General features: G+C 64.8%; 13 protein-coding genes and 4 tRNA genes. 10 read left to right on the top strand and 7 right to left on the bottom strand.

From position 1 onward, the window contains the following. Positions 1-20: 20 nt before the first annotated feature. Complete coding sequence (locus U4Z64_RS25800) at positions 21-1,148, bottom strand: exonuclease domain-containing protein (RefSeq protein ID WP_321821460.1); 1,128 nt, start codon at positions 1,146-1,148, stop codon at positions 21-23. A gap of 161 nt (positions 1,149-1,309) precedes the next feature. Continuing rightward, entirely contained in the window at positions 1,310-1,513 is a 204-nt protein-coding gene (locus tag U4Z64_RS25795) for a cold-shock protein (protein WP_006476615.1), read from the bottom strand. Positions 1,514-1,905: 392 nt separating this feature from the next. On the opposite strand from U4Z64_RS25795, the gene U4Z64_RS25790 reads away from it, so the two are divergent. Together U4Z64_RS25790 and U4Z64_RS25785 are read left to right on the top strand one after the other, a co-directional pair. Further along, complete coding sequence (locus U4Z64_RS25790; protein ID WP_321821459.1) at positions 1,906-2,169, top strand: hypothetical protein; 264 nt, start codon at positions 1,906-1,908, stop codon at positions 2,167-2,169. Between the two features lie 510 nt (positions 2,170-2,679). After that, positions 2,680-3,822 carry a porin gene (locus U4Z64_RS25785; protein ID WP_044848536.1) on the top strand — a complete coding sequence of 381 codons (1,143 nt, stop codon included), beginning with the start codon at positions 2,680-2,682 and terminating at the stop codon, positions 3,820-3,822. 108 nt (positions 3,823-3,930) lie between these two features. Here the strand turns inward: U4Z64_RS25785 and greB are convergent, their stop codons facing one another. Then, positions 3,931-4,494, bottom strand: coding sequence for a transcription elongation factor GreB (gene greB / locus U4Z64_RS25780; RefSeq protein ID WP_044848535.1), 564 nt, complete (start codon positions 4,492-4,494; stop codon positions 3,931-3,933). A 131-nt stretch (positions 4,495-4,625) separates the two neighbouring features. On the opposite strand from greB, the gene U4Z64_RS25775 reads away from it, so the two are divergent. From U4Z64_RS25775 to U4Z64_RS25765, 3 genes are all read left to right on the top strand, one after another. Continuing rightward, a tRNA-Arg gene (locus U4Z64_RS25775) sits at positions 4,626-4,702 on the top strand. Positions 4,703-4,769: 67 nt separating this feature from the next. Then, positions 4,770-4,846: transfer RNA gene (locus U4Z64_RS25770), tRNA-Arg, on the top strand. A gap of 61 nt (positions 4,847-4,907) precedes the next feature. Then, positions 4,908-4,984, top strand: a tRNA-Arg gene (locus tag U4Z64_RS25765). 196 nt (positions 4,985-5,180) lie between these two features. Here the strand turns inward: U4Z64_RS25765 and U4Z64_RS25760 are convergent. From U4Z64_RS25760 to U4Z64_RS25745, 4 genes are all read right to left on the bottom strand, one after another. Then, positions 5,181-7,547 (bottom strand): RelA/SpoT family protein, encoded by a 2,367-nt coding sequence (locus U4Z64_RS25760; RefSeq protein WP_044848534.1) that lies wholly within the window; start codon positions 7,545-7,547, stop codon positions 5,181-5,183. Between the two features lie 63 nt (positions 7,548-7,610). Beyond that, complete coding sequence (gene rpoZ / locus U4Z64_RS25755) at positions 7,611-7,814, bottom strand: DNA-directed RNA polymerase subunit omega (RefSeq protein WP_044848533.1); 204 nt, start codon at positions 7,812-7,814, stop codon at positions 7,611-7,613. Positions 7,815-7,872: 58 nt separating this feature from the next. After that, a complete protein-coding gene (gmk, locus tag U4Z64_RS25750; protein ID WP_044848532.1) occupies positions 7,873-8,547 on the bottom strand; it encodes a guanylate kinase in 675 nt (224 codons plus the stop codon). A gap of 6 nt (positions 8,548-8,553) precedes the next feature. Continuing rightward, entirely contained in the window at positions 8,554-9,477 is a 924-nt protein-coding gene (locus tag U4Z64_RS25745) for a YicC/YloC family endoribonuclease (RefSeq protein ID WP_044848531.1), read from the bottom strand. Between the two features lie 175 nt (positions 9,478-9,652). Here U4Z64_RS25745 and rph point away from each other — a divergent pair, with 175 nt between their 5' ends. The 5 genes from rph to U4Z64_RS25720 all read left to right on the top strand — a co-directional run bounded on the left by rph (position 9,653) and on the right by U4Z64_RS25720 (position 12,944). Beyond that, entirely contained in the window at positions 9,653-10,393 is a 741-nt protein-coding gene (gene rph / locus U4Z64_RS25740) for a ribonuclease PH (RefSeq protein WP_124487793.1), read from the top strand. Beyond that, on the top strand, positions 10,386-11,015 hold the full coding sequence (gene rdgB / locus U4Z64_RS25735) for an RdgB/HAM1 family non-canonical purine NTP pyrophosphatase (protein ID WP_044848529.1): 630 nt from the start codon (positions 10,386-10,388) through the stop codon (positions 11,013-11,015). The genes rph and rdgB overlap by 8 nt, the downstream gene beginning before the upstream one ends. A gap of 34 nt (positions 11,016-11,049) precedes the next feature. Beyond that, on the top strand, positions 11,050-12,264 hold the full coding sequence (gene hemW / locus U4Z64_RS25730) for a radical SAM family heme chaperone HemW (RefSeq protein WP_044848528.1): 1,215 nt from the start codon (positions 11,050-11,052) through the stop codon (positions 12,262-12,264). 42 nt (positions 12,265-12,306) lie between these two features. Then, a tRNA-Ser gene (locus U4Z64_RS25725) sits at positions 12,307-12,394 on the top strand. Between the two features lie 148 nt (positions 12,395-12,542). After that, complete coding sequence (locus U4Z64_RS25720; RefSeq protein WP_124571019.1) at positions 12,543-12,944, top strand: hypothetical protein; 402 nt, start codon at positions 12,543-12,545, stop codon at positions 12,942-12,944. Positions 12,945-12,946 lie beyond the last annotated feature (2 nt).

Here is a 12,946-nt window from a genome sequence, read left to right as displayed (position 1 = left end):
CGCGCCGCGGCCCGCGCTGCTCAGTCGGCAGGCGTAAGTGCCGCGAGCGGAATGAGTTGCAGGCCGCGCGCGAGATGCGTCTGCAGAAGACGATGGGTATGGGGTTCGAACGCGCCGTCCGTGCCGTCGGCCACGAGCCGCACGGCCGCGTCGAGCGATTCGGCCGTACCGAGGTAGCGCCAGCCGTCGATCACATGAAACAGGCGGCGCTCGCCGCTCGCTTCGAAAGCGACCGCACCGTCGAACGGCCAGGGCGCATTGCCCGCACGGGCGTGATCGGCTGCGGGACGCCGGTTGTATGACGGACGCAGGCGGGCGATCCACTGCGCTTCGGCGAGCATCGCGCCCAGTTCGTTGCCGGTCTCCCGCCACTCGACCCGCCGTACCTGCTGCGCAATCCGCATTTCCTTCGACGAGCGCCGCTCGCCGGTCAGCAGCGCGCGCAAGCGCTGCCGCACGCGTACGCTGCGGCCGACATACAGCGCTTGGTCGTCCTCCCCGAACAGCGCGTACGCGCCGCATCCGGCCGGCGCGGTATCGAGCCACGCTTCGGTCATGCCGCCCGCGAGACGGAAGTGGCGCGTCGTACGCGCAATCTGGTCGCGCAGACGCTCGAGCGGCACGATCTCGTGCAATTGCCGCCAGAACTGCCAAAGCAGATCGGCATCCGCGAGTGCCCGGTGGCGGGCGGATGGAACGAGGCCATGCCGCTCGATCAGCGCATCGAGTCCGTGCCGCGCCTCGCGCGGAAACAGCGCGCGCGACAGGCGCACCGTGCACAGCACGTCCGGATTGAACGCGATGCCGGCGCGCTCGAATTCGGCGCGCAGGAAGCCACGGTCGAAGCTCGCGTTGTGCGCGACGAACAGCTTGCCGTCGAGCCGCTCGAACAGCGCGGGCGCGAACGACGCAAACGACGGCGCGTCGCGCACCATCTCGTCGGAAATGCCCGTCAGCTGCTGGATGAACGGCGGAATCGACTGTCCCGGATTGACCAGCGTCGTCCATGTCGATACGCCGAGCGGACCGAGTTCGACCACGCCGATTTCAGTGATGCGGTGCTCGGCGGACGAGCCGCCGGTGGTTTCGAGGTCGACGAAGACGAGCGGCTGGTCGCAGGCGGGATCGGACAGACGGGAATCGGACATGAAAAGACGGGGGAAACGATGCTTTCGTGAGTATGCACCGGCAGGCGTGTTCGCGACCAGTCCGAACCCGAATCGATTCGCCGGCCGCCGGTTTTCGTGCCCCGGAAAGCAAAAAGCCCCCGCGATGCGGGGGCCGGACGTGATCGGCGAAGCGTGGCGCGTCAGACCGCCTGGATATTCGCTGCCTGCTTGCCTTTCGGCCCGACTTTCACGTCAAAGGAAACGCGCTGGTTTTCCTTCAGCGTTTTGAAGCCGTCCATCCGGATTTCGGAAAAGTGCGCAAACAAATCTTCGCCGCCATTGTCGGACGTAATAAAGCCGAAACCTTTAGCATCGTTAAACCATTTTACGATACCGGTATCCATACCTTCGTTCCCCACTCGTTTAGATCAAAAAAGCTACTGTTATAGCCGCTTCCCGAAATCCCGCAACGGCGCGCCGACACTCCCCCAGCGCTCCGCCCGGGGACGGAGTGCTGACTTTATAAATTGGACAATCCGGGTGCGTCAAGGGAATTTTTAGGGCTTTCTTTATCAAAAAAACGCTAATGCCACTGGAATCGGTACACGATCGCCTTTTATTAATTGATTCGCATCAAGAACCTGTCAATATTACCGGGATCGGATCGCCAATAATCGAAATCGTGAAAAACATACCGGGGACGAATCGCTTCGGTAAATTCCTCGGGTTTTTTCCGGGTTGCGGAAAACGGGGAACGTTGCGATGCTGGTGCAAAGGCAATGGGAAGGAGAAGGCCATGTGGCTGGACGGATTCAAGCGCTTCGCGAGCCGGCTTGCACGCGTACGCCGCAAGTCCCGCGCGCTGGCCGAGACCCGTGAAGCGCCGTGCGACACCGAGTTCGACCCGACCTGGCACGGCGATCATTGGCAGAACCTGCTGGCGTCACCGCTGGACGCCCGTCACTACGTAATGGAAGACTGGACGTACACGCCGCCGCAGGCCGAAGCCGACGACACGCAGCCGACCGGCAAGCGCAAACGGCGCTCGTACGCGCAGTAGGGATCGGAACCACAGGGCAAAAAAAAAGCGCGACTGGGAAGTCGCGCCGACAAAGGTTTGGAGATCTTTTCCGTCAACGAAAAAGTCTGCTTCGGAAAGCAGAGATCGCAGTATAGCGAGAGAACATCCTTTCATTATCCATGCCCTGCACAAACCTCTATTGCCGATGTGTCAATAATCGCGCTAGGCCTGCTCTCGCCCGTCATTGATCGCCTGTCGCGATCGCGCAACGCCCGCGACACCCGATACGCAGTCCTGATTGCTTTTTTTTGCGTGCTGCATTGCCGCAAACTCTTGATGGCCGGGCCTCTCGGCGCATATGCTGATTCTTGCCGGATTCAAAATACAGTATTGCGGGAAGCAATTTTCTTCTACGCCCGGACCGATCCGTACACTGCAAATGGATATCCGACGAGGGTGCCGCGCCCAATGCGCACGGCGTCGCCAACCTGCGACGCCGCCGATACCCGCAGCAGGTTCGATCGACATCATCCTGTTTGGAGACAGATCATGAAAAAGACCCTGATCGTCGCGGCATTGGCGGGCGCGTACGCCACCGGCGCCCATGCGCAAAGCGCCGTCACGCTGTACGGCCTGATCGACGCCGGCATCACCTACACGAACAACCAGGGTGGTCACAGCGCGTGGCAGGAGACGAGCGGCTCGATCAACGGCAGCCGCTGGGGCCTGCGCGGCACCGAGGATCTCGGCGGCGGCCTGAAGGCGATCTTCACGCTGGAAAACGGCTTCGGTATCAATAACGGTTCACTCAAGCAGAACGGCCGCGAATTCGGCCGCCAGGCGTTCGTCGGGCTCGCGCACGAGAGCTACGGCTCGCTCACGCTCGGCCGCCAGTACGACAGCGTCGTCGATTTCCTCGGCCCGCTGTCGCTGACCGGCACCCAGTACGGCGGCACGCAGTTCGCGCACCCGTTCGACAACGACAACCTGAACAACTCGTTCCGGATCAACAACGCGGTCAAGTACCAGAGCGCGAACTACGGCGGCCTGAAATTCGGTGCGCTGTACGGCTTCTCGAATTCCAGCAATTTCTCGAACAACCGCGCGTACAGCGTCGGCGCGTCGTACAGCTACATGGGCTTCAACGTCGCGGCCGCGTACATGCAGCTGAACAACAACGTCAACGCGCTGGCGCTCGCGGCCAGCGACCCGGGCGCGGTAGCCGGCGACTGGACGTTCGGGGCCAGCCGTCAGCGCACCTGGGGCGCGGGCCTCAACTACGCGTTCGGGCCCGCGACGGCCGGCTTCGTGTTCACGCAGACACGCCTGACCGATTCGGCCAGGATCAGCGCCGGGCAGTCCGGCGTGTCGGGCGGCATCCCGCTCATCGGCGGCACGCGCTTCAACAATTACGAAGTGAACGGCCGCTACGCGCTGACGCCGGCGTTCTCGCTCGCCGGCTCGTACACGTACACCGACAGCCGCCTCGACGGCCAGACGCCGAGCTGGCACCAGTTCAACCTTCAGGCCGACTATGCGCTGTCGAAGCGCACCGACCTGTACCTGCAGGGCGAATACCAGCGGGTCAATGCGGACGGCCTGGCGATCGGCGCGAACATCAACGGGCTCGGCACCGCGTCGTCCACCAACAAGCAGATCGCCGTCACGGCCGGCATGCGTCATCGCTTCTGAGCGATGCGCGTGAGCCCGGCCGTTCGGCCAGGACCGTCATGACGAAGCGCCCCACCCGGGGCGCTCGTTCGTTTCAGCGCTGCACCGCACGCATGCGCCGCGCCATGCTCACGCGCTGCCCGATGCCGGATAGCGAACGTCGAGCACGTCGATCGGCTGGGGACCGGCCGGCGTCATCAGCGTGACGGTATCGCCGATCTTCGCCTTGATGAGCGCCCGCGCGACCGGCGAGATCCAGCTGACGCAACCGCGATCGAGATCGACCTCGTCGATCCCGACGATGGTAACGGTATGATCCTCGCCGTCCGGCGTCGCGTAATCGACGGTCGCGCCGAAAAACACCTGGTCGACGTTCTCCTGGCGGCTCGCGTCGACGACTTCGGCGAGATCGAGCCGCTTCGTCAGGAAGCGGATCCGGCGGTCGATCTCGCGCAACCGGCGCTTGCCGTAGATGTAGTCGCCATTCTCCGACCGGTCGCCGTTCGACGCGGCCCACGACACCAGCCGCACGACCTCGGGACGCTCGACGTCGATCAGGTTCAGGAGCTCGTCCCTGAGCCGCTTGTGGCCGGCCGGGGTGATGTAATTCTTCGTGCCCGCCGGAATCGCGGGCTGACTCGGGTCGAGATCGTCGTCGTCGCCGTCCGACTCTTTGACAAACGCCTTGTTCATGATGCAGATTCAACGCATGGATGACTGATGCTTCAAGGGTACACGAAGGCGGCCTTCCCAAGATCGGGTGACATTTTTTGCGAATAAGGCTTCCCTTTTTATACAACCCTGCTATACTTCCGCTTCTGCGTGCGGCTGTAGCTCAGTTGGATAGAGTACTTGGCTACGAACCAAGGGGTCGTGGGTTCGAATCCTGCCAGCCGCGCCACCTTTTTCGAGGGCCTTCCCAACCGAAGGCCCTTTCAGTTCGATGTTGTAGCGTTTTGTTGTTGCGTGCGGCTGTAGCTCAGTTGGATAGAGTACTTGGCTACGAACCAAGGGGTCGTGGGTTCGAATCCTGCCAGCCGCGCCACCTTTTTGGGAACCTTCCCACCGTAGAAGGTTCCGACAGTTGAAGTAGTACCGCTTTGCGTGCGGCTGTAGCTCAGTTGGATAGAGTACTTGGCTACGAACCAAGGGGTCGTGGGTTCGAATCCTGCCAGCCGCGCCACCTCAGAAGGGCCTTCCTCCGGGAAGGCCCTTTTTTCTTTTCCGCTTACCTCTTCGCCTCTCCCCCCTCTTCCCGGCAACACCGATCGCGCCCGAATCGTGCGGGAACTGCCGCCACACAACGCCAAGCCCACATCACAAACGAAAACGGCGGCCCGTGGCCGCCGTCTCATTCCGCTGCATCGCAATGCGCGGCGTCAGTAATCCTGCCGCTCGCGCTCGATGCGCATGCCGCCGTCGTGACGCGCGTGCACACTGTCGTCAGTCGAGCGCTCGCGCATGATCCGCATCACGTCCGGATTGGTCCGCACGCGCCGCATCACGTTCGCGAGATGCACGCGATCGCTCACCTGGATCACGAAGCGCAGCACCGTCGATTCGTGCGTCAGATCCTCGTCCATCGCGATGTGAACGATGTTCGCGTCCGCCGACGTGATATCCGCCGCGACGCGCGCGAAGATGCCCTTCGTATTCTTCACGAGCGCCTTCACCGCGACGTCGAACAGACGACCGGGCTGCGGCGCCCATTCGACGTCGATCCAGCGGCCCGGGTCGCGGCGATGGATGCGCTGCGCGACGCGGCAATCCGTCGTATGAATCGCCATCCCGAGACCGATGCCGATATAGCCCATGATCGCGTCGCCCGGAATCGGCCGGCAGCACGCCGACAGCTGCACGGACATCCCTTCGGTGCCGGTAATCACGACCGGCGGCGCATTGTGCGCGGGATGCCGCTCGGACTTCGGCAGATCGTCGTCCGCATCGCGGCCGCTCATCAGCACCTCGATGCGCTTGGCCATCACCGCGGCGACGCGGCGGCCGAGGCCGATGTCCGCGAAGATTTCCTGGCGGCTCTTGTTGCCCGTCCACTGCACGAGCTTCTCCCACACTTCCGGCCCCACATCGGCCAGCGCGAGCCCGTAACCCTTCAGGCTCTGGTCGACGAGCCGCTCGCCGAGCTGCACCGACTCGTTCAGGCGCATCGTCTTCAGGTAGTGACGAATCGCCGAACGCGCCTTGCCGGTGCGCACGAAGCCGAGCCATGCGGGGTTCGGCTTCGAATACGGTGCGGTGATCACCTCGACGATGTCGCCGCTCTTCAGCTCGGTACGCAGCGGCAGCAACTCGTTGTTGATCTTCACGGCCACGCACTGGTTGCCGAGATCGCTGTGGATCGAATACGCGAAATCGAGCGCCGTCGCGCCGCGCGGCAGCGCCATGATCTTCGACTTCGGCGTGAACACGTAGACCGCATCCGGGAACAGGTCGATCTTCACGTGTTCGAGGAACTCGCTCGAATCGCCGGCTTCGCTCTGGATGTCGAGCAGCGACTTCAGCCACTGGTGCGCGCGCTTCTGCACGTCGTTCAGGTCCGCGCCGCCGTTCTTGTACAGCCAGTGCGCGGCCACGCCGGCCTCGGCGATCTCGTGCATCTTGCGCGTGCGCACCTGGAACTCGATCGGCGCGCCGAACGGGCCGACGAGCGTCGTGTGCAGCGACTGATAGCCGTTGATCTTCGGGATCGCGATGTAGTCCTTGAACTTGCCGGGTACGGGCTTGTACAGCGCGTGCAGCGCGCCGATGCACGTGTAGCAGTCGAGCGGGCTCTCGACGACGACGCGAAAGCCGTACACGTCGAGCACCTGCGAGAACGACAGCTGCTTGTCGCGCATCTTGCGATAGATGCTGTAGATCGTCTTTTCGCGGCCGGTGATCTCGGCGTCGAGCTTCGCGTCGCCCATCGCGCGCTGGGCGGCCTCGAGGATCTTGCTGATCACTTCGCGGCGGTTGCCGCGCGCGGCCTTCACGGCCTTCTCGAGCGTCGCGTAGCGATGCGGGTTGAAGTTCGCGAAGCTCATGTCCTGCAGCTCGCGATACGTGTTGTTCAACCCGAGGCGGTGCGCGATCGGCGCATAGATGTCGAGCGTCTCGCGGGCGACGCGGCGGCGCTTTTCCATCGGCACCGCGCCGAGCGTGCGCATGTTGTGCAGACGGTCGGCGAGCTTGACGAGGATGACGCGCACGTCGCGCGCCATCGCGAGCAGCATCTTGCGGAAGTTTTCCGCCTGCGCTTCCTCGCGGCTGCGGAACTCCATCTTGTCGAGCTTCGACAGGCCGTCGACCAGTTCGGCGACCTTCGGGCCGAACCGTTCGGCCAGCTCGCTCTTGGTCACGCCCTGGTCTTCCATCACGTCGTGCAGCAGCGCCGCCATGACGGCTTGCGCGTCGAGCTTCCAGCCGGCGCAGATTTCCGCGACGGCGACGGGATGGGTGATGTAGGGTTCGCCGCTCTGGCGATATTGACCGAGGTGGGCTTCGTCGCTGAAATGGAACGCCGCCTTGACCTCTTTGATTTCTTCCGGAGGGAGATACTCGGCAAGCACGCCCGTCAGTTTCGCGATCGAAACGACGCCGTGCTTGCGCGGCTGCTCCGGCGTGGCGGTCGGCCCGAACAGGTGCCGAAAGGACTGTTCGAGGACCGCGTCGATGTACTGGCGCGCAGGCGACTGGGCCGTGGCTTCGGTGGTCGAATCCGCGGAGGCGGACGATGGGGTGGTGCTCATATTCGCCTCCAGGTCGAGTCGTTGCGCGCGTGGACTACATGGCTGGAACGGGCCGGATGCGCGTTACACCGGCACCTTCTTCAGCATCTCGACGCCGACCTGGCCGGAGGCGATCTCGCGCAGCGCGACGACGGTCGGCTTGTCGCGGCTCTCGATCTTCGGCGTATGGCCTTGCGCGAGCTGCCGCGCGCGGTAGGTGGCGGCGAGCGCCAGTTCGAAGCGGTTGGGGATTTGCTTCAGGCAGTCTTCGACGGTAATGCGAGCCATGTTGGAAATTCCTTCTGAATATAGTCGTTATTCTACCTTATGTCCCTCTACCCTCGCGTCATTCCGCGTGGGGCAGATGGATGCCGAGCTCGATGAACAGCTCCGCGTGTCGCGCGTACTGCGAAGCAAAGCGCAGGCGCGTGGCCGCGACGATGCATTCGAGTTCGGCGAGCGCACGATCGAAATTCTCGTTGATCACGACGTATTCCGCTTCCGACGCGTGCGCGATCTCGCTGCCGGCAGCCAGCAAGCGCCGCGTGATCACGTTCGGCTCGTCCTGGCCGCGCTTCTTCAGACGTTCCTCGAGCGCATCGAGCGACGGCGGCAGGATGAAGATGCCGACCGCGTTGCGGAACTGCTTCTTCACCTGTTGCGCGCCCTGCCAGTCGATCTCGAGCAGCACGTCGTGGCCGTTCATCATCTGCTCTTCGATCCAGACGCGCGACGTGCCGTAATAGTTGCCGTGCACTTCCGCGCTCTCGAGGAATTCGTGCGCGGCGTGGCGCGCGCGGAAATCCTCGACGCTCGTGAAGTGATAGTGCTGGCCGTCCTGCTCGCCCGGGCGCGGCTTGCGCGTCGTGTACGAAATCGACAGGCAGATGTCGCTGTCCTTCGACAGCAACGCGTTCACGAGCGTCGACTTGCCGGCACCCGACGGCGCGATGACCATGAACAGGTTGCCGGGATAGACGCCCGCGTGAAGCGTATGTGCGTCGTGAGTGGGGTGGATCATCTTGCTTTACTCCAGGTTTTGCACTTGCTCACGCATCTGCTCGATCAACAGCTTGAGCGCCATCGATGCGTCGGCGAGTTCCTTCGCCGCCGCCTTCGAGCCGAGCGTGTTTGCTTCGCGATTCAGTTCCTGCATCATGAAGTCGAGACGCTTGCCGACGCGGCCGCCCTTCTCGATCACGTGACGCGTTTCGTTCAGGTGCGCGGTGAGTCGCGACAGCTCTTCCGCGATGTCGATCCGGATGCCGTACATCGTCACTTCCTGACGAATGCGTTCCGCGGCTTCCTCGCGCGTGACGATCGGCGCGCTGCCTTCGGGCGCCGCGATGCCGAGCGCTTCCTGCAGCCGCTCGACGATCTTCTGCTGATGCTTCGCGATCAGCTCAGGCACGAGCGGCGTGATGCGCGCGACGATCGCTTCCATTTCGGTGACGTTCGACAGCAGCATCGTCGCCAGCTGCGCGCCTTCGCGCGAACGCACGACGACGAGCTCGCCGATCGCTTCCTTGCCGCACGCGAGCACCGCGTCGCGGATCGCTTCGGCCGACACGCCGCTCTCGGCGATCACGCCCGGCCAGCGCAGGATTTCGCCCGCGCGCAGGCGGCCGACGCCCGGGAACGAATCGAGCACCGCGCGCTCGAGATCGGCCAGCTGGCCGAGCGCCGACTGGTTCAGCGCGCCCGCGCCGATGCTCTGCTCGCCGCGCTGCAGGTTGATGCGCACGTCGACCTTGCCGCGCGACAGCTTGTTCATCAGCATTTCGCGCAGCGCGGGTTCGCACGCGCGCACGTCGTCCGGCATGCGGAAATTCAGGTCGAGGAAGCGCGAGTTCACGGTGCGCAGTTCGACCGACACGCTGGTGCCGCCGTTGCCGGTGGCCGTCGCGAGTTCGCGCGTCGCGCTCGCATAGCCCGTCATGCTGTAGATCATGGTTCGTCTCGCCGTCTGGGTGCCCTTCACGGGCGGGAATATGTCGAGGCGCCCGGCGCATTGCAAGGCGCGGGGCGGGAAGCGCGCATTATCCCATTTTTGCGTCCCACCCCGCCGGGCACGCCTGCCGTTCGGCGCTAAAATCGGGGTTTCCTCTTCCGTCCACGATTCCCCCATGACGTCTTCCCTGTCCCGCCCGAGCGGCCGCCGCGCCGACGAACTGCGCAAGGTCGCCCTCACGCGCCACTACACGAAACACGCCGAAGGCTCGGTACTCGTCGAATTCGGCGATACCAAGGTGATCTGCACCGCGAGCGTCGCCGAGCGCGTGCCCGAATTCCTGCGCGATCGCGGCCAGGGCTGGCTGACGGCCGAATACGGGATGCTGCCGCGCGCGACGCACACGCGCAGCGACCGTGAAGCGGCGCGCGGCAAGCAGACGGGCCGCACGCAGGAAATTCAGCGCCTGATCGGCCGTGCGCTGCGCGCGGTGTTCGATCTGGAGGCGCTCGGCCCGCGCACGATCCACATCGACTGCGACGTGATCCAGGCCGACGGCGGCACGCGCACGGCCAGCATCACCGGCGCCTTCGTCGCCGCGCACGACGCCGTGTCGAAGCTGATCGCGGCCGGCAAGCTCGCGCGCTCGCCGATCACCGACCACGTCGCCGCGATCTCGGTCGGCGTGTACGAAGGCGCGCCCGTGCTCGATCTCGACTACGCCGAAGATTCGCAGTGCGATACCGACATGAACGTCGTGATGACGGGCGCCGGCGGCTTCGTCGAAGTCCAGGGCACCGCCGAAGGCGTGCCGTTCTCGCGCGCCGAGATGAACGCGCTGCTCGACCTCGCGCAAAACGGGATCGGCCAGCTCGTGCAGTTGCAGAAGGACGTGCTGGGCGCCGGCCATGTCTGATGATCGCACCCTCGCGCCGCTGTCGCGCATCGTGCTCGCGTCGAACAACGCCGGCAAGCTGCGCGAATTCACCGCGCTGTTCTCGACGGTCGGCATCGAGATCGTGCCGCAGGGCGACCTGGCCGTGCCCGAGGCGGAAGAACCGTTCGGCACGTTCATCGAGAATGCGCTGACGAAAGCGCGGCACGCGTCGCGGCTCACCGGCCTGCCGGCGATCGCCGACGATTCGGGGCTGTGCGTGCGCGCGCTGCGCGGCGCACCGGGCGTCTATTCGGCGCGCTACGCGCAGCGCGCGGGCGGCGCCAAGGGCGACGCGGCCAACAATGCGTACCTCGTCGAGCAGTTGCGCGGCGTCGCAGACCGACGCGCATACTATTGCTGCGTGCTCGCGCTGGTGCGCCACGCGGACGATCCCGAACCGCTGTTCGCCGAAGGCCGCTGGGTGGGCGAGATCGTCGACACGCCGCGCGGCGAGCACGGATTCGGCTACGACCCGTATTTCCTCCTGCCGTCGCTCGGCGCGACGGCGGCCGAACTCGAGCCGGCCGTGAAGAACACGCACAGCCATCGCGCGCTCGCGCTGAAGGCACTGCTCGCGCGGCTCGCGGAGGAACCGGCATGATCGTCTTCGTCACGCATTCGCAACCGGAGGCCGCATGAGCCAGGCGGCGGAAACCGGCGCGCGCGTCGTCGCGACCTTCACGTCGCCCGGGCAGGTACGGCTCACGTCGCTGCCGCCGCTCGCGCTGTACGTGCATTTTCCGTGGTGCGTGCGCAAGTGCCCGTACTGCGATTTCAACTCGCACGAGTGGAAAGGTGAGCGGTTCCCGGAAACCGAGTACCTCGATGCGCTGCGCGCCGATCTCGAACAGGCGCTGCCGCTCGTCTGGGGCCGGCAGGTGCATACGGTGTTCATCGGCGGCGGCACGCCGAGCCTGCTGTCCGCGGCCGGCCTCGACCGGCTGCTGTCCGACGTGCGCGCGCTGCTGCCGCTCGATGCCGACGCCGAGATCACGCTCGAGGCGAACCCGGGCACGTTCGAGGCCGCGAAGTTCGCGCAATTCCGCGCGAGCGGCGTGAACCGCCTGTCGGTCGGCATCCAGAGCTTCAACGAAGGCCATCTGAAAGCGCTCGGCCGCATTCACGACACCGCGCAGGCGCGCGCGGCCGTCGAGATCGCCGCGAAGACGTTCGACAACTTCAACCTCGACCTGATGTTCGCGCTGCCGAACCAGACGCTCGACGAATGCCGGACCGACATCGAGACCGCGCTGTCGTACGCGCCGCCGCATCTGTCGCTGTATCACCTGACGCTCGAGCCGAACACGCTGTTCGCGAAGTTTCCGCCCGCGGTGCCCGACGACGACGCGTCGGCCGACATGCAGGAATGGATCCACGCGCGCACGGCCGAGGCCGGCTACGACCGCTACGAAGTGTCGGCGTACGCGAAGCCGAATCATCAGTGCAAGCACAACCTGAACTACTGGCGCTTCGGCGACTATCTCGGGATCGGTGCGGGCGCGCACACGAAGCTGTCGTTCCCGAACCGGATCCTGCGGCAGGCGCGCTACAAGCATCCGGCCACCTTCATCGAACAGGCGATGGCCGGCACGCCGGTGCAGGAAGAGCGCGAAGTCGGTGCGCGCGACCTGCCGTTCGAGTTCATGCTGAACACGCTGCGGCTCGTCGAGGGCTTCCCGGTGCACAGCTTCGTCGAACGCACGGGTTTGCCGATCAGCACGATCGAGCCGGCACTGAAGGAAGCGGAACGGCGCGGGCTGATCACGCGCGATTTCGCGCAGATCGCGCCGACGCCGCTCGGCCAGCGTTTCCTCAACGACTTGCAGGAATTGTTCCTGCGTGACGATTGAAGCGGAACGAGGCGGCATTTCGGTTACAATGCCGCCTCGTGTGGAAGCGTGGCCGAGCGGTTTAAGGCACCGGTCTTGAAAACCGGCGACGGGAAACTGTCCGTGAGTTCGAATCTCACCGCTTCCGCCAGGAAGTTCGCCCAACCCCGTCCATTCATCGAATGACGGGGTTTTTGTTTGTCCGCGGCGCGCACGCTGCCCGCCTCCGCCTGCCGACGCATCTCGCCCGATGCCGTTACAATCCGGCGCTCCGATTCGCGAAACGGGAAATCCACGTCATGAAGCCCTTCATCGCCTCGTCGCTCGTCGCCCTGCTGGCCGCCGTCGGCACGCACGCAGCGGCCGCCGATTCCGCCTCCGGCACCGACGCGCAAACACCGTCGTGCGCGATCGCGTACGTGAAGGGCGTCGGCGGCTCGCCGCGCGGCCTGCGCGAATATCTCGCGAGCCCGACGCCGTACAACTACCTGAAGGAAAACGAGCTCCAGTGCAAGGTGTCGGATGACGGGCGCGCGTCGAACTGCACCGGCGTGACCTACATCCGCAACGAGCAGGTCAGCGTGTACGACGATTCCGACCCGGCGACGCTGACGGTCGTCGCGCCGGTGGAACTCGAGCACGGCCAGAAGTATCCGGTGATCCTCGTGGTGCAGCGCAAGGACGCGCGCTGCACGCGGTAACA

Origin of the sequence: Burkholderia sp. BCC1996, assembly GCF_905339955.1 — a bacterium.
Taxonomy (GTDB): Bacteria; Pseudomonadota; Gammaproteobacteria; order Burkholderiales; family Burkholderiaceae; genus Burkholderia.
The sequence above is the reverse complement of the archived record's forward strand: the minus strand, read 5'-3'. Positions and strand labels throughout refer to the sequence as shown.

Bases quoted from the DNA above. Each gene is read 5' to 3' on its own strand.
- U4Z64_RS25760 (WP_044848534.1), bottom strand. From the start codon at position 7,547: ATGAGCACCACCCCATCGTCCGCCTCCGCGGATTCGACCACCGAAGCC.
- hemW (WP_044848528.1), top strand. From the start codon at position 11,050: ATGAGCCAGGCGGCGGAAACCGGCGCGCGCGTCGTCGCGACCTTCACG.
- U4Z64_RS25745 (WP_044848531.1), bottom strand. From the start codon at position 9,477: ATGATCTACAGCATGACGGGCTATGCGAGCGCGACGCGCGAACTCGCG.
- rdgB (WP_044848529.1), top strand. From the start codon at position 10,386: ATGTCTGATGATCGCACCCTCGCGCCGCTGTCGCGCATCGTGCTCGCG.
- U4Z64_RS25720 (WP_124571019.1), top strand. From the start codon at position 12,543: ATGAAGCCCTTCATCGCCTCGTCGCTCGTCGCCCTGCTGGCCGCCGTC.
- rph (WP_124487793.1), top strand. From the start codon at position 9,653: ATGACGTCTTCCCTGTCCCGCCCGAGCGGCCGCCGCGCCGACGAACTG.
- gmk (WP_044848532.1), bottom strand. From the start codon at position 8,547: ATGATCCACCCCACTCACGACGCACATACGCTTCACGCGGGCGTCTAT.
- U4Z64_RS25790 (WP_321821459.1), top strand. From the start codon at position 1,906: ATGTGGCTGGACGGATTCAAGCGCTTCGCGAGCCGGCTTGCACGCGTA.
- U4Z64_RS25785 (WP_044848536.1), top strand. From the start codon at position 2,680: ATGAAAAAGACCCTGATCGTCGCGGCATTGGCGGGCGCGTACGCCACC.
- U4Z64_RS25795 (WP_006476615.1), bottom strand. From the start codon at position 1,513: ATGGATACCGGTATCGTAAAATGGTTTAACGATGCTAAAGGTTTCGGC.
- rpoZ (WP_044848533.1), bottom strand. From the start codon at position 7,814: ATGGCTCGCATTACCGTCGAAGACTGCCTGAAGCAAATCCCCAACCGC.
- U4Z64_RS25800 (WP_321821460.1), bottom strand. From the start codon at position 1,148: ATGTCCGATTCCCGTCTGTCCGATCCCGCCTGCGACCAGCCGCTCGTC.
- greB (WP_044848535.1), bottom strand. From the start codon at position 4,494: ATGAACAAGGCGTTTGTCAAAGAGTCGGACGGCGACGACGACGATCTC.